The following is an 18,334-nucleotide window of genomic DNA, read 5'->3' as shown; positions in this document are numbered from 1 at the left end:
CATGTCGGCCACCACCACCATCGTGACCGGCGGCACCGAGCCGCGCGACGTCCAGCCCGTCCGACGCGGGTTCGACTGGGGTCAGCCGTTCGTCTACCTCGTGGCGCTCGTGATCGCGGCGATCGCCGTCGGTCCTGTCCTGTACGTCTTCATGGGCGGTCTGCGCACCACCGCCGACCTCAACGCGAACCCGGCGGGCTTCCCCGACCCGTGGACGCTGCAGAACTGGGCCGAGGTGCTCGGCGCCCCGCGCTTCTGGGGCAACGTCTTCGCCAGCACCGTGCTGGCGGTCGCCACGACCATCGGTGTCGTCGTCGCCGGCCTCATGGCCGCCTTCGTGCTGGCACGCTACGACTTCCGCGGGCGGCAGGGGCTCTACACCCTCTTCGCCGCGGGCCTCATGTTCCCGCTGACCGTCGCCGCGCTGCCGCTGACCCTGCTGCTGCGGACGCTCGGCCTGCACGGAACGTATCTAGGCGTGATCATCCCGGGCATCGCGTTCGCGCTGCCGACCACGATCATCATCCTGGTGCCGTTCCTGCGCGCGATCCCCGCCGAGCTCGAAGAGGCGGCGATGATCGACGGGGCCACGCGCATCGGGTTCTTCTGGCGCATCATGCTGCCGCTGTCCAAGCCCGGCCTCATCACCGTCGGCATCCTGGCGTTCGTCGCCAGCTGGAACGGCTACCTCCTGCCGCTGCTCGTGATCAGCACCGGCAGTCTCCCGCAGGAGCTGTGGCCGCTTCCACTCGGGGTGACGCAGTTCTCCAGCCAGTACTCGCAGAACACCGGTGCGATCCTGGCCTACACCTCATTGGCGATGATCCCCGCCCTCGCGTTCTTCCTCCTCGCCGAGAAGCGCATCGTGGGTGGACTGACAGGAGCGGTGAAGGGATGACCCTGAACGATCAGGCCACGACCGGCACGCGCGGTCCGTGGAACGACACGGCGCTGCCCGTCGACGAGCGCGTGGACGCGCTCGTGGCCGAGATGACGGTGGCCGAGAAGGTCGCGCAGCTGTACGGCGTGTGGGTCGGGGCATCCGACGACGGCGAAGACGTCGCGCCGCACCAGCACGACATGGACGACCACATCGATCTCGACGCGATCCTGCCGTCGGGCCTCGGCCAGCTGACCCGTCCCTTCGGCACCGCGCCGGTCGATCCGGCGACGGGCGCGCTGTCGCTGCAGCGCGCGCAGCAGCGCATCGTGGCCGCGAACCGGTTCGGCATCCCGGCGCTCGCACACGAGGAGTGCCTCGCGGGCTTCGCGACGTGGAGTGCCACCGCCTACCCGGTGCCGCTCAGCTGGGGTGCGACGTTCGACCCCTCGCTGGTACGCGAGATGGGGGAGCGGATCGGCTCCGACATGCGCTCGGTCGGGGTGCATCAGGGGCTCGCCCCGGTGCTCGACGTCGTGCGCGATGCCCGCTGGGGGCGTGTGGAAGAGACCATCGGCGAGGACCCGTACCTCGTCGGCACGGTCGCGACCGCGTACATCCAGGGTGTCGAGTCGGCCGGCGTCGTGGCGACGCTCAAGCACTTCGTCGGATACTCGGCGTCCAAGGGCGGGCGCAACCTCGCGCCGGTCTCGGTGGGTCCGCGCGAGCTCGCCGATGTGCTGCTGCCCCCGTTCGAGATGGCGATCCGCGAGAGCGGCGTGCGCTCGGTCATGAACTCCTATACCGATCTGGACGGCATCCCGACCGCCGCCGACGCCCGTCTGCTGACCGCGCTGCTCCGCGACGAGTGGGGCTTCGAGGGCACGGTCGTCGCCGACTACTTCTCGATCGCGTTCCTGCGCCAGCTGCACGGCGTCGCCGAGACGTGGACGGATGCCGCGGCCGCAGCCCTCGCGGCGGGCATCGACGTCGAGCTGCCCACCGTGAAGACCTTCGGCGCCGAGTTCGTGCGCGCGGTCGAGGCCGGCCAGGTCGACGAGGCGCTCGTGGACCGGGCGCTGCACCGCGTCCTGCGCCAGAAGGCCGAACTCGGCCTGCTCGACCCCGACTGGTCGCCGGTGCCCGACGTGCTCGCGGACATTCCCGACCCGTCAGCCGACGGGGTCCGCGGGCGCGTCGACCTGGACCCTCCGGCCAACCGCGCACTGGCGCGCCGCATCGCCGAAGAGGCGGTCGTCCTGCTCCGCAACGACGGCGTCCTGCCGCTCGCCCACCCCGCCCGCATCGCGGTCGTCGGCCCCGCCGCGGACGACCCGTACGCGGTGCTGGGGTGCTATTCGTTCCCGTCGCACGTGGGCGTGCGGCATCCGGAATTCCCCATCGGCATCTCGCTGCCCACCCTGCGCGAGGCGCTCGCGGCGGAGTTCCCGCACGCCGAGATCGTGCACGTGGCCGGGACGACGATCGACGGCGGAGAGACGGACGGCTTCGACGAGGCGCTCGCCGCCGCCCGTGACGCGGATGTCGTGGTGCTGGCGCTCGGCGATCGGGCCGGGCTCTTCGGCCGCGGCACGAGCGGCGAGGGCTGCGATGCCGCCGACCTCACGCTGCCCGGCGCGCAGCAGGCGCTGCTGGATGCCGTGCTCGACACCGGTGCGTCGACGGTGGTGACCCTGCTGGCCGGCCGCCCCTACGCGCTCGGCTCGGCGCCCGAACGCGCCGCCGCCATCGTGCAGACGTTCTTCGCAGGCGAGGAGGGCACCGGCGCGATCGCCGGCGTGCTGAGCGGCCGCGTCAACCCCAGCGGCCGGTTGCCGGTGAGCGTCCCGCGCGACCCCGGCGCACAGCCCTCGACCTACCTCGCCTCGCCCCTCGCGCGCCCGAACGGCGTCTCGAACATCGACCCGTCGCCGGCGTACGCGTTCGGCCACGGGCTCGGATACGCGCTGTCGGTGTGGTCCGATCCCGTCGCCTCGGCGCCGGAGCTGGCCACCGACGGCTCGGTCACCGTGTCGATCCACATCGGCAACGCGAGCGACCGCGCCGGCGTCGAGATCGTGCAACTGTACCTGCATGATCCCGTGGCCTCGGTGGTGCGCCCGGTGCAGCGGCTTGTCGCGTACGCACGTGTGCCTCTCGAGGCGGGCGAGCGCGTGCGCGTGTCGTTCCAGGTTCCCGCGGATCTCACGGCCTTCACCGGACCCGACGGGCGACGCGTGGTCGAGCCTGGCGAGATCGTGCTCGGGTTCGGACGCTCCAGCGCCGACATCGTCGCGACCCGCTCGGTGCGGATCACGGGCGGACCCCGCCACGTCGGGTTCGGCCGGGCGCTGCACGCCGAGGTCATGGTCACCCCCGAGCCCTGAACCGTCGCACAGACCGAGGGCCGGTGTCCGTGCACTCTCATGGAGAGCGCCGTCCGGCCCTTGGTCCGGGGGGTCAGAGGATGAGCACCGGGATCCGCACCGAAGCGGACTCCTTTACGCGATCGGAGCCGTGGTACTGGACCCACAGGCGGTGCACGCCGCGGGACAGCGGCGGCAACTGCAGGCGTGCCGTGCCTCGGCGGTCCAGCGTGGCGGTGGCCACGGCGGTGTCGCCGTCGTACACGGTCACCTCGCCAGTGGGCGTCTCGGCGGCCAGCACGAGCGCGGTGTAGGTGATGCGCTTGTTCTGCCGCGCGATCAGGGAGTGGGGCAGCCCGATCACGGCCGACTCGACGCGCTGGTCGACGGGGGGAGCGGCGACGAGCTGTCCGACGCCCCACCGAGCGGTGGACTGATAGCCGGTCCCCGTGGGGTCGGCCCAGTTGCGGATGCCGAGCCGGGCGCCGTCCGCGGCGTCGTTCACCTGGAAGTCCAGGCCGTGGAAGGTCGCCGCGCCGCCGTACTCCAGCAGGTCGATGGCCGCCTCGACGACGTACCCGCCGTCGACGGTCGCGGTCGCGCTCTGGACGCGAGCCCGCTGGAACGCCTCGTCCCCCGTCCCGAACGACACCACGTTCTCGGCGCTGATCCGCACCTGCATGTCGTCGTAGCGGTACGAGCCGTTCTTGGCGTTGCCGGGATCGACGTAGAGCTCCACGGAGTCCTGGGTCCACGGATCCGAGCCGCTCACGTCGATCACGGGATCGGCGACCTCGGCGAGGACGTAGAGCGTGCCCTCCTGCCACAGCGTGCGCACCTGCGCGCTCGCGGTCTCGGCGCCCTGCACCTGCGTGCCGGTCGCGACCGCCGCGGCCTGCGCCCACGCCGCGTCGACCGTCCCGTCGAGGGTGGGCGCCGTCGCAGTCTCGGCGACCTCGAGGTACGACAGCGGCTCGATCAGGGTGAGCGTCCCGACCGCGCCGGGCGAGTTCCAGCCCCACGTGGTGGCGCCGTCGGCGATCGACACATCGAAGGCGAGGGCGTCGCCGGATGCCGCGGCCTCGAGCGGCAGATGAGCGACCAGGTCGTATCCCTCCGCGGTGGGCCGCATGATCGCGGGCACGTCGCCGCCGCCGTCGCGTGCGATGGTGTAGACGGACTCTCCGAGCGTGAAGGTCACCGTGTCGACGGCGTCGGCCGTGGCATCCGTCACCGTCACGTACGCCGTCAGGTGATCGGGCTGCCAGCGCAGCTGGAACCCGGCGGTGCCATCGATGTCGTGCAGCGGCAGCTGCCGCCACGCGAGGGCGTCGGGAGCGGCGTCGTCCAGGGGCACGTCGCCCTGGAAGACGTTCGCGGTGCGCAGTCGCTCGGGGAGCTCGCCGTCGACGATGCCGTGATACGCCGGCTTGGCCTGGTAGCCGTCGTCGAAGACGAGCGGTGCGCCGTTGGACGACCGCCAGCTGCGGCCGTCGGTCAGCCCCCACACCGTGACGTGGAACAGGTCCTCGGCGTGCGCGCGGAACACGCGGAACGCGTCGCGGAAGTAGTACCCCTGCTCGACGAGCAGCGCCTCGGTCACCGGCGTTCCGGTAGGCACGTCGAACTCGGTGACGGCCTGGGTCACCGGCAGGTCGCCGAATGCCGTGATCGCCTGCTCGAGCGCCGAGATCGGCATCGCGAGGTTGACGTGGAACTGATGGCCGACGCCGTCCACGGGCACGCCGCGCGCCAGCAGCCGCTCGACGAGCGCCTTGTAGCGCAGCTGCTTGCCGCTCTGCTCGGTGTTGTAGTCGTTGATGAAGAGCGTCACGGGGCGGTCGGCTCCCGCGGCGGCGTAGGTCTGGTTGAACGCCTCGTCGGCGTACCGGAAGGCCAGATCGATGAACTCCTCGCCGAGGATCCGGTACCACTCGCTGCGTCGCAGTCCGTCGGCGAAGTCGGCGCTGTCGGAGATGACCTCGTTGACCACGTCGAACGCCACCAGCGGGTTGCCGTCGCCGAAAAGACCGTACTTCGTGCTGAGGTCTTCGGCGATGGCGAAGATGTGCTCGTGCAGGCGGTCGCGCAGCGCCTGCTTGTCGGCATCCGTCGTTCCCAGCGGCTCGCCCGCGTCGTTCTGGAAGAACCACGCCGGCGTCTGGCTGTGCCACACCAGCACGTGGCCGTAGACACGCAGGTCGTTGTCGACCGCGAACTGCATGAGCGCGTCGGCGTCGGGGTGAGCACGGAAGACGCCCGCCTCGTCGTACCAGGCCTCGGGCTTCATATGGTTCTCAGCCGTGATCTGGTCGAAGTGACGCAGGAGCAGATCGGATGCCGAACCCGACGTCTCACGGCTGTCGATCGCCACGCCCACCGGATAGGGCTGAGTGTCCTTGATGGGCGTCAGGTCCTCGATCACGGCGGGTTCGGGCACCCGCACCACCACGTCGTCGACGAGGAAGTCGCTCGTGTCGCCCGCGACCCCCTCTCCCTCCCACGGCGTCTCGAAGTACAGCAGCGAGGTCGTCTCGGCGGCGCCCATGGTGAACGTCGCGGTGATCTGCGTCCAGCCGTCCGCCGTGATCCCCGTGAACTGTCCGAGCGTCGCGAAGTTCGCATCGCGCTGCAGGCTCAACCACAGCTCGCCTCCTGGCGAGGGTTCGGCGAAGCGCACCCACGCCGACACCTCGTAGGTGACGCCGGCCTCGAGGAGGCCCAGCATGTCGTGCCCGATGCCGGCGCCCTGGTTCACGCGATCGGTGACGAGGGCCGACTGTGCACCGCCGTGTGCGGTGGTCGACAACGCCACGGTGGGCGCGCCCGGCCCGCCGTCACGCGGCGCCCAGCCCGCCAGACCGGCCTCGAAGTCGGTGCCCAGCACGATCGTGCCGGGCTCGGGTCCGCCCGGGCCCGGCGAATCGGGTGCCGTGATGAGCAGGTCGTCCAGGAGCAGTTCGGCCGTCGCGGACTCGGCCTCGAGGTACAGCTGCGCGACGGGATGCGCGGCGTCGTTGACGAATGTTCCGGTCAGCTGCACCCAGTCGGCACCGACGGTCAGCCGCGATCCCACCCAGGGGTACTCGTTCGCCGCACCCGGCTGGTTGATGCCGAGGTTGACGCCGGTCGCCGCCCCGGCCGGGTCGAGCAGGCGCACCCACGCCGACACCGTGTACTCGACGCCGGGCTGGAACAGCGCGCCGTCGATCGCGGCGCCGTTCCAGCTGCTGGTGCGACCGGTGATGGCGAGGCTCTGCGCGCCGCCGTGGGCGGCGGCATCCGTCATCGCCACGGTCGCCCCGCGGCCGCTCCACGGATCGGCCGTCGTCTCGAAGTCGCTCGAGAGGACGACGAGGGGCTCGGCCGCGGTCGCCGCGGTGGGGAGAACGGGACCGATCAGCAGGGCGGCGGTGGCGACCGCCGCGGTGACGGACAGGCGGACACGGCTTCGAGTCACAACGCGCTCCTTTGCGCTCCATTTGTGGTGCTCGCAAACTAATCCTGTGAGCGCGCGTATGGAGCGCTCCGTTACGGAAACGTTACGAAACTGAGCCGCAAGTTTCGGACGATCTCCCGAGATGGCCTCCGCTGCTCAGCCGGCGAGCGGAGCGGTGCTGCCGCGCACCACCAGATGCGTCGCAAGATCCATGCGCAGGGTTTCGACGGTCGCACCGTCGGCGAGGCGCAGCGCGAGGCGCGTGGCTTCCTCGCCCATGCGCCGCAGCGGCTGGTGAATCGTCGTCAGCTGGGGGCTCATCCAGCGCGACAGGGCGATGTCGTCGTACCCCACGACCGACAGGTCGTCGGGCACGCGCAGCCCCGCCGCCGCGCCGGCCGCGATCGCGCCGAGCGCCTGCAGATCACTGCCGGCGAAGATCGCCGTCGGCGGATCCGAGAGCGCCAGCAGCTCGCGGGCGCGACGCTCGCCACCTCCGGGATGGAAGTCGCCGAAGCGGATGAGTGCGGGATCGATCGGCAGCCCCGCGGCGTTCATCGCCGAGCGGTAGCCGTCGACGCGGGCGAGCGAGCACATCATGTCTTCGGGGCCGGTGATGGCGGCGATGCGCCGGTGGCCGAGCTCGATGAGGTGACGCGTGGCCATGAGTCCGCCCGACCAGTTCGCCGACCCGACCGAGGGTACATCCGGTGAGGGGTCGCCGGCGGGGTCCACGATGACGAACGGGATGCCGCGCGACCGCAGCTTCTCGCGATAGCGCGGCTCGATGTCGGAGAAGACCAGCACGACGCCGACGGGTCGCCGGCGCAGGACGCCGTCGATCCAGTCCGCCGAGGGAGCGTGGCGGTCCCCGCTCACCGTCAGGACGACCGACAGGCCGGCGGCATGCGCGACCTCCTCGACGCCCTCGATGACCTCCATCGACCAGCTGGGCTCGAGCTCGTGGAAGACGAGCTCGACGAAGTCGCTGCGCTGCGCCACGTTGCGCCGCTTGTAGCCGTGGCGGGCGAGGTGGTCCTCGAGGCGGGCGCGCGTCGCAGGGGCGACGTCCGTGCGGCCGTTGAGCACCTTCGACATCGTGGCGAGCGACACGCCCGCCTCCGCCGCGATCTCGGCGAGCGTGATCCGCTGTCCGTCTGCCATGGAGCCGATCCTAGATCCTCGAAACTATCGGAGGTCGCAGCGGGTGGTCACCAATCGTGGATAGTGCCGTCGGCGAGCCGGTTGTAGGGGAGGTAAGCCTGCACGTAGGGATACCGGCCGGCCTCGTCGGTGTTCAGCTCGACGCCGAGGCCGGGTTGGTCGCCGGGGTGGAGGAAGCCGTCCTGCCAGGTGAAGGACTGCTCGAACACCTCGTCGGTCTTGGCGCCGTGGCGCATGTACTCCTGGATGCCGAAGTTGTGGATCGACAGTCCCAGGTGCATCGCGGCGGCCATCCCCACCGGCGAGATGTCGGTCGGGCCGTGCATTCCGGATTTGATCTGGTACTGCGAGGCGTAGTCGAGCACCTTCTTCAGGTGCGAGATGCCGCCGGTGTGGGTGACCGCGGAGCGGACGTAGTCGATGAGCTGCTCGCGGATGATCTGCTGGTAGTCCCACACCGTGTTGAAGATCTCGCCGATGGCCAGCGGTGTGGTGGTGTGCTGGCGCACCAGCCGCAACGCCTCCTGGTTCTCGGCCGGGGTGACGTCCTCGAGCCAGAACAGGTCGAACGGCTCGACGGACTTGCCCAGCTGCGCGGCCTGGATCGGTGTCAGCCGGTGATGGGCGTCGTGCAGCAGCGGGATCTCGGGACCGAACTCGGCACGGACCGCCTCGAACACCGTCGGGACATGGCGCAGGTACGACCGGGTGTCCCAGTCCTCCTCCGCCGGACGCGCGCCGCGCTGGGCGGGCTCGTGGTCGTACCGCACACCGGCGTTGGCCTCGTAGGTCGCGTTGGACGCGATGCCGTAGATCGACGTGAGTCCCGGCACCCCCGTCTGCACCCGGATGGCACGATACCCCTGCTCCTGGTGCGAGCGGATGCTGTCGAACAGCTCGGGAAGATCACGGCCCGACGCATGCCCGTACGCGAGCAGACCGTTGCGGGACGCGCCGCCCAGCAACTGGTACACCGGCATCCCGGCCGCCTTGCCCTTGATGTCCCACAGCGCCATGTCCACCGCCGCGATCGCGGCCATCGTGACCGGCCCACGCCGCCAATACGCACTGCGATACAGGAACTGCCAGGTGTCCTCGATACGGTGCGCATCACGCCCGATCAGCAACGGCACCACATGGTCCCGCAGATACGACACCACCGCCAACTCCCGGCCATTCAGCGTCGCATCACCCAACCCCGTCACCCCGTCATCGGTCGTCAGTCTGAGCGTCACGAAATTGCGGTCCGGGCTCGTGACGATCACTTCCGCCTTGTCGATGTGCATCGCTCTCCTCGGTTGTCGGGCGCCGGCGGATCGATCCCCGGCTCGTCTCTGTCAGTGGTGAATGGCCGTCGTGCCGATGTCGGCCGCGAGGGCCGGGTCGGCGCCGTCGAGCAGCCGTGCCAGCGCGGCTGCGGCATCCGTCTCGCCATCGATGCGGGCGGAACGGATGCTGTCGGCCCACGCGCGCACCACCGCCAGCGCGCCGGAACCCGACCGGCCCTCGGTGCGCTCGTGGGCGAGGACGGGCAGGATGCGCATGCGGATCTTCGTCACGGTGTCGACGGCGATCTGCGTCAGCCGGTGCTCGATGCGGCCGTTCTCGAAGCGGCGCACGAGGGCGGTCCGGTAGTCGCGGGTGTCGACCGGGCCGGCGGCGCGGGCGGCCTCGTCCCAGAACGCGTCGAGCTCGCGGCGGCACCGGTCGTCGGCCATCGCCTGGGCGACGGTCGCATGCCCCCGCAGCAGACCCCCGAACGCCAGGACGAGGTGTCCGCCGTTGAGCAGCAGCAGCTTGCGTCGCTCGTACGGCTCGATGTCGGAGACGAATCGTGCGCCGGCGCTCTCCCACGCCGGCCGCTCGCCGGCGAAGTCTCCGCACAGCGTCCAGTCGGCGAAAGGCTCGGCGACGACGACGCCCTCGTCGCGCCAGCCCGTCGCGTCGGCGACGGCGCGGCGATCCTCATCGGTCGTATGGGGTGTGATGCGGTCGACACTCGTCGTCACGAACGCGGTTGCCGCCACCGCGGCCTCGTGACCGGTGCGCTGCGCGAGCGTGTGAAGCGCGGCCCGCAGCCGTTCGCCGTTGGCGGGCACGTTGTCGCACGGCACGACGGTCAGCGGCGGCGCCCCCGCGCGTGCGCGGGCGGACAGGCCGGCCAGCAGCCGGCCCGTCGGGGTGCGGGTCCCGACCGGCTGGCCGTGACGCAGCGCGTGAATGTCGTCGATGACGGCCGGATGCTCCAGATCCAGTGCGCCGTCGGGGCGCTGGTGGTAGCCGGCCTCGGTGACGGTGAGGGTGACCACCGCCGTCGCGGCGGCGGTCATGAGGGCCGCGAACCGGGCGGAGTCCGATGCCGGCCGCACCTCGGCGATCGCCGGGATCACCTCGAAGCGGTCGGCCTCGGGACCCCGCTCGATGAGGGTGAACAGGCCGTCCTGGGGAGCGAGCTGCCGCGAGACGGTATCGCGCCGGCCGGTGAACGCAGCGATGCCCCAGTCCGCGGCATCCGTCGCGTGGGCGGTGAACCAGGCCTGGTGGGAGCGGTGGAAGGCGCCGGCGCCGAGGTGGACGATGCGCACCGGCGGTGCGGCAGTCATGCGTCCGGCGCGCGCGAGCTCGGCGCGCGTCAGGCGGGGAACGGTCTGCAGAGTCACGACGGCACCGTTCCCTGTACGCGGGCGGCGAGCCACTCCAGCTGCCGCAGCTGGTGGCGGCCCTCGCCGCCTTCGTGGCCGTTCCACGGATAGGCGGCCGTCTCGGCGCCTCCCGCCCAGTGGTTGGCCGCGGCGTACACGGTCGACGGCGGCGAGATCGTGTCCATGTGCCCCGCGCCGAACAGGGCCGGTGCGGCCGCACGCCTGGCGAAGTTGACCCCGTCGAAGTACGACAGGGTCTCGAAGACCCGGCGCTCGGCGCCACGGTGCACGGACAGATACCGCGTCACCTCGGAGTGGGGGTCGGCGTCGGTCAGGCCGATGGCCCGGCGCACGTGGCACAGGATGGGCGCGGAAGGCAGGGCGCCGATCAGCCCTTGCGACAGTCCCGCGGCGGCGATCGCGATCGCCCCGCCCTGACTGTTGCCCGTGACGGCGACCCGGTCGGGGTCCACCTCGGGGAACGAGCGGATCGCGTCCACGGCGCGGACGGCGTCGGTGAACACCCGCCGGTAGTAGTACGCGGCGGGGTCCTCGATGCCGCGGGTGAGGAATCCGGATGCCGCCGGCCCGGCCCCGTGCGGGTCAGGGGTGTCGCCACCGGTTCCCCACTGACCGCCCTGCCCGCGCGTGTCGACGATGAGCTGCGCGAAGCCCGCGGCAGGCCAGTGCAGGCGCTCCAGCGCGAGCCCGCGGCCGCGACCGTATCCGACGAATTCGACGACCGCGGGCAGCGGGCGCGGCAGGTGCCGTGGCAGGACGAGCCACGCGCGGACGGGGTCGCCGGCGAAGCCCGGGAACGTGACGTCGTCCACGTCGACGAGTGCGAGCGGGGAACGCTCGGGGACGCGCACGACGGCGCTGTCGACGTCACGCGCGCGGGCGATCGTCGACTGCCAGAACGCGTCGAAATCCGAGGGCTCGTCGACGTCGGGGCGGTACGTCTCGAGCGCCGCGGGGGCGAGGTCGAAGCGGGCCACGCAGTTCACCATCCGTTCGGTGCCGTCATGCCCGCCGCCGTCATGGGTGGGCGTCGCACCGCCTCAAACGATACAATGAAAACGTTGACATTCGCCCAATCGCGAGTTAGCGTCAACCCGTATCGAGGGCCGAGGCGAAAGTTTCGGCCGCAGATCGAGCCGGATCAGAGGCATCAGAACGCAAGGGAGCGCATGTCCATCGACAACAGCGTCGTCACCGCAGAGGCGGTGGAACTGCGCACGGAAAAAGACGAGGAGCGGCGGGCGGGGCCCGGCGGCCGTCGACCGCGGCGGCCGCTCAAAGAGCGCTCGACGACCAAGCTGACGTGGCGTAAGGCGCTTCGCCGCGACTGGCGCCTGTACACCCTGCTCATCCTGCCGCTGGTCTTCCTCCTGATCTTCCGCTACGTCCCGATGGCCGGCAACGTGATCGCGTTCCGCCGATTCCGGCCGGGCGGCAGCATGTTCGGCGACGAATGGGTCGGCCTGCGCTACGTCGAGCTCTTCATCAACGACCCGACGTTCTGGCGGGCGTTCACCAACACGCTGGTCCTCGGCGGTCTCGCGCTCGTGATCGTCTTCCCGCTGCCGATCATCCTGGCGCTGATGTTCAACGAGCTGCGCTCATACCGCTTCAAGCGTCTCGTGCAGTCGATCTCGTACCTGCCGCATTTCATGTCGATCGTCATCGTCGCGGGAATGGTCCTCCAGCTCACCGCCCTGCGCGGATCGATCAACCAAGGGATCGAGTTCTTCGGCGGCGAGGCGATCCCGTTCATGCAGTTGCCGCAGTGGTTCCCCACGATCTACGTGAGCTCCGAGATCTGGCAGACCGTCGGCTGGGGCACGATCCTCTACCTCGCCGCACTCACCACGATCGATCCCCAGCTCTACGAGGCGGCGCGCATCGACGGTGCCAGCAGGTGGCGGCAGATCTGGCACGTCACGCTTCCGGGCATCCGTCCCACGATGGTCGTGCTGCTGATCCTCAACATCGGGACGTTCATGGCGGTCGGGTTCGAGAAGATCCTGCTGCTCTACAACCCGCTCCTGTATCCGACCGCCGACGTCATCTCGACATACCTCTACCGGGTGGGCATCATCTCCAGCAACTTCTCCTATGCGACCGCGATCGGCCTCTTCGAAGCGGTCATCGGTCTGACCCTGATCCTGAGTGCGAACGCGATCTCGCGTCGAGTCGTGGGGACGAGCCTGTGGTGACCGAGAGCATGCGCACCGTGCCCCGGAAGGCTGCCGACCGCATCTTCCGGCCCGCGATGCAGGGCGGCATCCGCGACTCCCGCAGCTACACGGTGTTCCGGGCCATCAACGCGGCGCTCATCGTGGTCATCTGCTTCATCACGCTCTACCCGTTCCTCAACGTGGTGGCGCAGGCGTTCAGCTCCGAGGCGTACATCCGCTCCGGCCAGGTCAACCTGATCCCGCAGGGGTTCAACGTCACGACCTTCAGCTACGTGATGGGCGATCCGCTGTTCTGGCGCAACTACGGCAACACCGTCGTCTACACGGTCGTCGCGACCGCGATCGCGATGGTGCTGACCACGACCTTCGCCTACGCGCTGTCGAAGCGGCACCTCAAGGGGCGCGCCTTCTTCATCGGCGTCGCGGTCTTCACGATGTTCTTCAACGGCGGACTGATCCCCAACTACATCCTGATCAACACGCTCGGCTTCAAGAACACCATCTGGGCCATCGTCATCCCGAACGCGATCAGCGTGTTCAACCTGCTGGTCATGAAGGCGTTCTTCGAGAACTTCCCGACAGACCTCGAAGAAGCGGCCGCGATCGACGGCCTCAGCACCTACGGCATCCTGTGGAAGATCGTGCTGCCGCTGAGCAAGGCGGTGATCGCGACCATGGTGCTCTTCTACGCGGTCTCGTTCTGGAACTCCTGGTTCGCCGCGTTCCTCTATATGGACGACGCGCAGCTGTACCCCGTGACGGTCTACCTGAGGAATCTCCTGGCGGCAGCGACCGGCACAGAGGCGCTCGGCGCCGGCAGCGGGTCGGGCGACTCCGCCCAAGTCGCCTCGAACGTCAAGGCGGTCACGATGCTCCTCACGGTGCTGCCGATCATCTGCCTCTACCCCTTCATCCAGAAGTACTTCGTCTCCGGCGTGATGCTCGGCTCGGTCAAGCAATGACCGGCGGGCCCGCGGGACGCGTCCTCTCGACCCCCCTAAGAAAGGAAATCTGATGGCACAGCAGATCCGAGCGATCGGCCGCACGCGACGCGGCGTGATGCTCGCCGGTGCGCTGCTCGCGGCGGGCGCTCTCGTCCTCAGCGGCTGCGACTCGCCGAGCGGCGAGACCGAAGGCGAGGCGACCGAGTTCGACTTCACCGGCAAGGACGTCGGCGCGATGGAGGACTACGGGGTCGGCGACACGTTCAGCGCCACCGAGCCCGTCGAGTTCGGACTCTTCTACCGCGATCACCCCAACTATCCCCTCGATGAGGACTGGCTCATGCTGCAGGAGCTGGAGGCGAACCAGAATGTCACCTTCGACTTCGTCAGCGCGCCGCTGTCGGAGTGGGATCAGCGCAAGTCGCTCGTGATCGGCGCCGGCGACGCGCCCGACATCATCTCCGTCACCTATCCCGGCCAGGAGGTGTCGTTCGTCTCGGGCGGCGCGATCCTGCCGGCGAGCGACTTCGTGCAGTACATGCCGAACTTCATGGACAAGGTCGAGAAATGGGACATGGAGGCCGACCTCGACCAGCTCCGCCAGGAAGACGGCAAGTTCTACCTGTTCCCCGGTTTCCGCGAGGAGCCTCGCGCGGAGTACTCGTTCGCGGTCCGCAGCGACATCTGGGAAGAGCTCGGCCTCAGCCTCGAGCCCGAGACGTTCGACGAGTTCCGCGAGCAGCTGCGCACCGTCAAGGAGGCCTACCCCGACCTGTACCCCATGACCGATCGCTGGTCGGCCAACGGGCCGCTCGAGGGGACGCTCACCTTCGTGGCGCCCAACTTCGGCACACAGGCCGGATGGGGTTTCGGCGAGGGGCTGACCCACAAGGACGGTGAGTTCGAGTACACCGGTGCGACTGACGAGTACCGCGACCTCGTCGAGTTCTACGCCTCGCTCGTCGAGGAAGGCCTGCTCGACCCGGAGGCCGTGACGCAGGACGACGACCAGGCGATCCAGAAGTTCGCCTCGGGGCAGGCGCTGTCGATCGGCACGAACGATCAGGAGATCGTCCGCTACCGCACGACGGTCGAGGAGCTGGGCACGGATGCCGAGATGGCCATGATCCGGGTGCCCGCCGGTCCCGCCGGCGACAACTTCCAGTACGGCCAGCGCCTCATCAGCGGGTTCATGCTCTCGAGCGAGGTCGCCGAGTCCGAGAACTTCCTGGCCCTGCTGCAGTTCCTGGACTGGCTGTACTACTCGGACGAGGGTCTCGAGTTCGCCAAGTGGGGTGTCGAGGGTGAGACCTATACGAAGGACGACTCGGGCAAGCGCACTCTCAACGAGAACATCACTGCGATGGGGCTGAACGCCGGCGCACCCGAGAACCTGCAGGCCGACTACGGCTTCTCCAACGGCGTGTGGACCCTGGCCCACGGCTCGACACTCGAGCTCGACCGGTCGATGCTGCGCGACGAGACGCTGGAGTTCCTCGACAAGATGTCGACCAAGGAGGTGCTCGAGCTGCCGCCGCCCGCCCCGCTCAGCGAGGTCGAGCGGGAGCAGGTCTCGCTGTACCAGTCGGCCCTGAAGGACCACGTGTGGCAGAACACCGCGCAGTTCATCCTCGGCCAGCGCTCGCTGGACGAGTGGGACGCGTACGTCGCCGAGCTCGAAGGGCTCAACATGGGCGCCTACATCGACATCGTCAATGAGGCCCGCCAGCGGTACGAAGAGAACAACAACTGACACCCGACGGATGCCGCGGCACCGAGTCTCCGCCTGAGGCTCGGGGCTGCGGCATCCGTCATGATCCCCTTCTGGAGCAGCTTCGATGTCCCTTCCCGTGATGAGCAAGATCCCCTTCGGCGGGGATTACAACCCCGAGCAGTGGGACGAGGGGGTGTGGGATGCCGACTACCGGGCGTTCGATCTCGCCGGGATCGACCTGCTGACCGTAGGCGTCTTCACGTGGGCTCTCACGCAGCCCGACGAAGAGACCTACGACTTCGGGACGCTGCAGCGCATCCTCGATCGCGCACACGCCGAAGGTCGCAAGGTCTGCCTGGCCACCGGGACCGCGGCTGTTCCGCCGTGGCTGGCGCAGCGGCATCCCGATGTCTGCCGCACGGACTTCGAAGGAAGGCGGCACCTGTTCGGGGTGCGCCACAACGCCTGCGCGAGCTCGCCGGACTACCGGCGCCTGGCGGCGGCCGTCGCGGGCCGGATCGCCGAGCGATTCGCAGACCATCCCGCCGTGGTCGCATGGCACATCAACAACGAGTATGGCGGCCTCTGCTACTGCGAGAACTGCGCGGCCGAGTTCCGGCTGTGGCTGCAGGCGAGGTACGGCACCCTCGATCGCCTCAACGACGCCTGGAACACGACGTTCTGGTCGCACCGGTTCTCCGATTGGGAGCAGATCGTGCCGCCCAACATGCTCTCGGAGCACTGGCGCGGCCCCAACCACACCGCGTTCCAGGGCATCACGCTCGATTATCACCGGTTCAACACAGACAACATCCTGCGTACCTTCCTTGAGGAGAAGGACGCGATCCGCGCCCACTCCGACCTTCCGGCGACCACGAACATGATGGCGATCTACCGCCACCTCGACTATCACCGCTGGGCTCCGCACCTGGATTTCGCGTCGTGGGACAACTACCCCACCGACGGCTCTCCGGTCTCTCGCATGGCGCTCAGTCACTCGCTCATGCGCGGTCTCAAGGACGGCCAGCCGTTCTGGCTCATGGAGCAGACGCCGACCATGACGGCGACCCGTGACTTCAACCCGGTCAAGCGGCCCGGCGTGATGCGGCTGTGGTCGTGGCAGGCCGTCGCGCACGGCTCGGACTCGGTGCTGTTCTTCCAGATGCGACACAGCAAGGGCGCGTCCGAGAAGTATCACGGCGCGATCCTCAATCACGCGGGGCGCACCGACACGCGCGCCTTCCTCGAGGTCGCCGCGCTCGGAGCCGAGCTCGAGACGGTCGGAGACCGCCTGTTGAACGCACGGACGCCCGCGAGGGTGGCGCTGCTGTTCGACTGGGACTCGTGGTGGGCGCTCGAGATCTCGGACGGCTTCAGCCGTGCCGCCAAGTACGAGGCGCAGGTGGTGTCGTACTACGAAGCGCTGTGGCAGGCGGGAGCGGTGGTCGATGTCGTGCCGGTCACCGCGGACCTCTCGGCCTATGACGTCGTGGTGGCGCCCTTCCTGCACATGCTCAAGGGCGACACGGCGACACGCTTGGAGGACGTCGCACGTCGCGGCGGCACCGTGCTCACCACCGTCATGTCGGGCCGCGTCGACGAGGACGACAACGCCTTCCTCATGGACGTCCCGGGCCCGCTCGGCGACCTGACGGGCATCCGCGTGGACGAGACGGACTCGCTCCCGCCCGACCACTCGCAGCCCGTCGTGCTGGCGATGCCGGGCGGCGCCGAGCGCACGGTGGCGGCGTCCCACCTGTTCGACGTCGTGCAGCTGCGGGGTGCGACCGCGGTCGGCGCCTACACCGAGGACTTCTATGCCGGAACTTCCGCCGTGACGCGCAACGCGTTCGGCGAAGGCGAAGGCTGGTACGTCGCCACGTGCCTCGACCAGGACGGCGTGGACTGGGTGGTGCGCCGCGTGCTCGAGCGCCACGGACTGGTGGGGCCGTTCGCCGACGTGCGCGACCTCGAGCACACCACTCGCGAGGTGGACGGACGCCGGTACGAATTCGTCCTGAACCATGCCGCTGTGCCTGTTGCGGTCGATTCCCCCTTCGCGGGCGTCGACATCCTCACCGGCCGCACGATCGGCGAGGGGGACGCGCTCGAGCTCGGTCCGGCGGATGTGCTGGTCGTCGAGGCGCGATGACGAAGGCGACACGCGACCTCGCACCGGGCAGGATGGACTTCGATGCCGAACGACATGCACGACGGCCGGCGCCGATGACAGGCGATCGGGGCGCGCCCGACCCGCGCCGGGAGCTGTTCGGACGAGTCACGGGCGTCATCTACTGGTACGTGATCGTCGAGATCTGCTTCCTCCTCGCCGCCGCGCCGGGCTTCGTCGGCATTCTGCTGCTGGAGCGGGCGCCGTCGAACATCCCCCTCTACGCACTGTGCCTGCTGCCGGTGGGGCCGGCCTTCTCGGCGGCGATGTCGGCGATGGCGGCACGCGGGCGCGACGAAGAGCTCTCGGTGTGGCCCCGCTTCTGGCGGGCGTACCTCGGCAACGTGCGCGATGTGCTCTTCGTGTGGATCCCCGCGCTCGCCGTCGCGACGATCCTCGGCATGAACGTCGCCTTCGGGGGAGTGGCCGGCATCGACGGGTTCTTCATCGGCGCGTCGGTCGTGCTGCTCGTGGTCGTCGCGCTGTGGTCGGCGAACGGCGTCGTCATCGCGTCGCACTTCCGCTTCCGCGCCCGCGACACGGCCCGCCTCGCGCTGTACTACCTGGCCGCCAAGCCCCTCGTCACCCTCGGCACGCTGTCGTATCTCGTGCTCGCGACGGCGATCGTCGCGTTCTCGTCGGACTGGGTGCTCGCTCTGCTCGGTGTCTTCTTCGCCGCATTCGCGCGGGTGGTCGCGCGGCCGATGATCGCCGACATCACCACGCGCTTCGTCGCCCCCGACGGGAGCGCGCCCGACGAGAGCTGACGCTCGATGGCCCCCGCTCCTCGACCCCGACGCGAGGTTGAGAAACC

At 69.5% G+C, this 18,334-nt stretch carries 12 protein-coding genes; 7 read left to right on the top strand and 5 right to left on the bottom strand.

Annotated elements, in window-relative coordinates; genetic code table 11:
- Window position 1 precedes the first annotated feature (1 nt).
- Window positions 2–898: a carbohydrate ABC transporter permease gene (locus tag HF576_RS11600; RefSeq protein WP_168912979.1), complete on the top strand. Its 897-nt coding sequence runs from the start codon at window positions 2–4 to the stop codon at window positions 896–898.
- The gene (locus HF576_RS11595; RefSeq protein ID WP_168912978.1) at window positions 895–3,267 is read left to right on the top strand and encodes a beta-xylosidase/alpha-l-arabinosidase; all 2,373 of its coding nucleotides are present in this window, start codon (window positions 895–897) and stop codon (window positions 3,265–3,267) included. The genes HF576_RS11600 and HF576_RS11595 overlap by 4 nt, the downstream gene beginning before the upstream one ends.
- Window positions 3,268–3,340: 73 nt before the next feature.
- Here HF576_RS11595 and HF576_RS11590 read toward each other — a convergent pair whose 3' ends face one another.
- The 5 genes from HF576_RS11590 to HF576_RS11570 all read right to left on the bottom strand — a co-directional run bounded on the left by HF576_RS11590 (window position 3,341) and on the right by HF576_RS11570 (window position 11,489).
- On the bottom strand, window positions 3,341–6,706 hold the full coding sequence (locus tag HF576_RS11590) for an endo-1,4-beta-xylanase (protein WP_168912977.1): 3,366 nt from the start codon (window positions 6,704–6,706) through the stop codon (window positions 3,341–3,343).
- 135 nt (window positions 6,707–6,841) lie between these two features.
- Complete coding sequence (locus HF576_RS11585; protein WP_168912976.1) at window positions 6,842–7,849, bottom strand: LacI family DNA-binding transcriptional regulator; 1,008 nt, start codon at window positions 7,847–7,849, stop codon at window positions 6,842–6,844.
- A 47-nt stretch (window positions 7,850–7,896) separates the two neighbouring features.
- Window positions 7,897–9,135, bottom strand: a complete 1,239-nt coding sequence (gene manD / locus HF576_RS11580; protein ID WP_168912975.1) for a D-mannonate dehydratase ManD — start codon at window positions 9,133–9,135, stop codon at window positions 7,897–7,899.
- 51 nt (window positions 9,136–9,186) lie between these two features.
- Window positions 9,187–10,509 carry a mannitol dehydrogenase family protein gene (locus tag HF576_RS11575; RefSeq protein WP_168912974.1) on the bottom strand — a complete coding sequence of 441 codons (1,323 nt, stop codon included), beginning with the start codon at window positions 10,507–10,509 and terminating at the stop codon, window positions 9,187–9,189.
- Window positions 10,506–11,489, bottom strand: coding sequence for an acetylxylan esterase (locus HF576_RS11570; protein WP_343234250.1), 984 nt, complete (start codon window positions 11,487–11,489; stop codon window positions 10,506–10,508). The genes HF576_RS11575 and HF576_RS11570 overlap by 4 nt, the downstream gene beginning before the upstream one ends.
- A gap of 192 nt (window positions 11,490–11,681) precedes the next feature.
- On the opposite strand from HF576_RS11570, the gene HF576_RS11565 reads away from it, so the two are divergent.
- The 5 genes from HF576_RS11565 (at window position 11,682) to HF576_RS11545 (ending at window position 18,287) form a co-directional block, all read left to right on the top strand.
- On the top strand, window positions 11,682–12,710 hold the full coding sequence (locus HF576_RS11565; protein ID WP_168912972.1) for an ABC transporter permease: 1,029 nt from the start codon (window positions 11,682–11,684) through the stop codon (window positions 12,708–12,710).
- 56 nt (window positions 12,711–12,766) lie between these two features.
- Window positions 12,767–13,654 carry a carbohydrate ABC transporter permease gene (locus HF576_RS11560; RefSeq protein ID WP_425522994.1) on the top strand — a complete coding sequence of 296 codons (888 nt, stop codon included), beginning with the start codon at window positions 12,767–12,769 and terminating at the stop codon, window positions 13,652–13,654.
- Between the two features lie 52 nt (window positions 13,655–13,706).
- Window positions 13,707–15,389: an ABC transporter substrate-binding protein gene (locus tag HF576_RS11555; protein WP_240948871.1), complete on the top strand. Its 1,683-nt coding sequence runs from the start codon at window positions 13,707–13,709 to the stop codon at window positions 15,387–15,389.
- Between the two features lie 100 nt (window positions 15,390–15,489).
- A complete protein-coding gene (locus HF576_RS11550) occupies window positions 15,490–17,502 on the top strand; it encodes a beta-galactosidase (RefSeq protein WP_240948870.1) in 2,013 nt (670 codons plus the stop codon).
- Window positions 17,499–18,287, top strand: a complete 789-nt coding sequence (locus HF576_RS11545; RefSeq protein ID WP_168912970.1) for a DUF624 domain-containing protein — start codon at window positions 17,499–17,501, stop codon at window positions 18,285–18,287. Before HF576_RS11550 ends, HF576_RS11545 begins: the two co-directional genes overlap by 4 nt.
- Window positions 18,288–18,334: the final 47 nt, after the last annotated feature.

It is taken from the genome of Microbacterium salsuginis (assembly GCF_012524205.1).
Classification (GTDB): Bacteria; Actinomycetota; Actinomycetes; order Actinomycetales; family Microbacteriaceae; genus Microbacterium; species Microbacterium salsuginis.
Note: the sequence above shows the minus strand (reverse complement) of the source record. Positions and strands in the feature narration are given on the sequence as shown.

Excerpts from the sequence above, each read along its gene's own strand:
- HF576_RS11600 (WP_168912979.1), top strand. The coding sequence starts at position 2 with ATGTCGGCCACCACCACCATCGTGACCGGCGGCACCGAGCCGCGCGAC.
- HF576_RS11595 (WP_168912978.1), top strand. The coding sequence starts at position 895 with ATGACCCTGAACGATCAGGCCACGACCGGCACGCGCGGTCCGTGGAAC.
- HF576_RS11585 (WP_168912976.1), bottom strand. The coding sequence starts at position 7,849 with ATGGCAGACGGACAGCGGATCACGCTCGCCGAGATCGCGGCGGAGGCG.
- manD (WP_168912975.1), bottom strand. The coding sequence starts at position 9,135 with ATGCACATCGACAAGGCGGAAGTGATCGTCACGAGCCCGGACCGCAAT.
- HF576_RS11565 (WP_168912972.1), top strand. The coding sequence starts at position 11,682 with ATGTCCATCGACAACAGCGTCGTCACCGCAGAGGCGGTGGAACTGCGC.
- HF576_RS11560 (WP_425522994.1), top strand. The coding sequence starts at position 12,767 with ATGCAGGGCGGCATCCGCGACTCCCGCAGCTACACGGTGTTCCGGGCC.
- HF576_RS11555 (WP_240948871.1), top strand. The coding sequence starts at position 13,707 with ATGGCACAGCAGATCCGAGCGATCGGCCGCACGCGACGCGGCGTGATG.
- HF576_RS11550 (WP_240948870.1), top strand. The coding sequence starts at position 15,490 with ATGAGCAAGATCCCCTTCGGCGGGGATTACAACCCCGAGCAGTGGGAC.
- HF576_RS11545 (WP_168912970.1), top strand. The coding sequence starts at position 17,499 with ATGACGAAGGCGACACGCGACCTCGCACCGGGCAGGATGGACTTCGAT.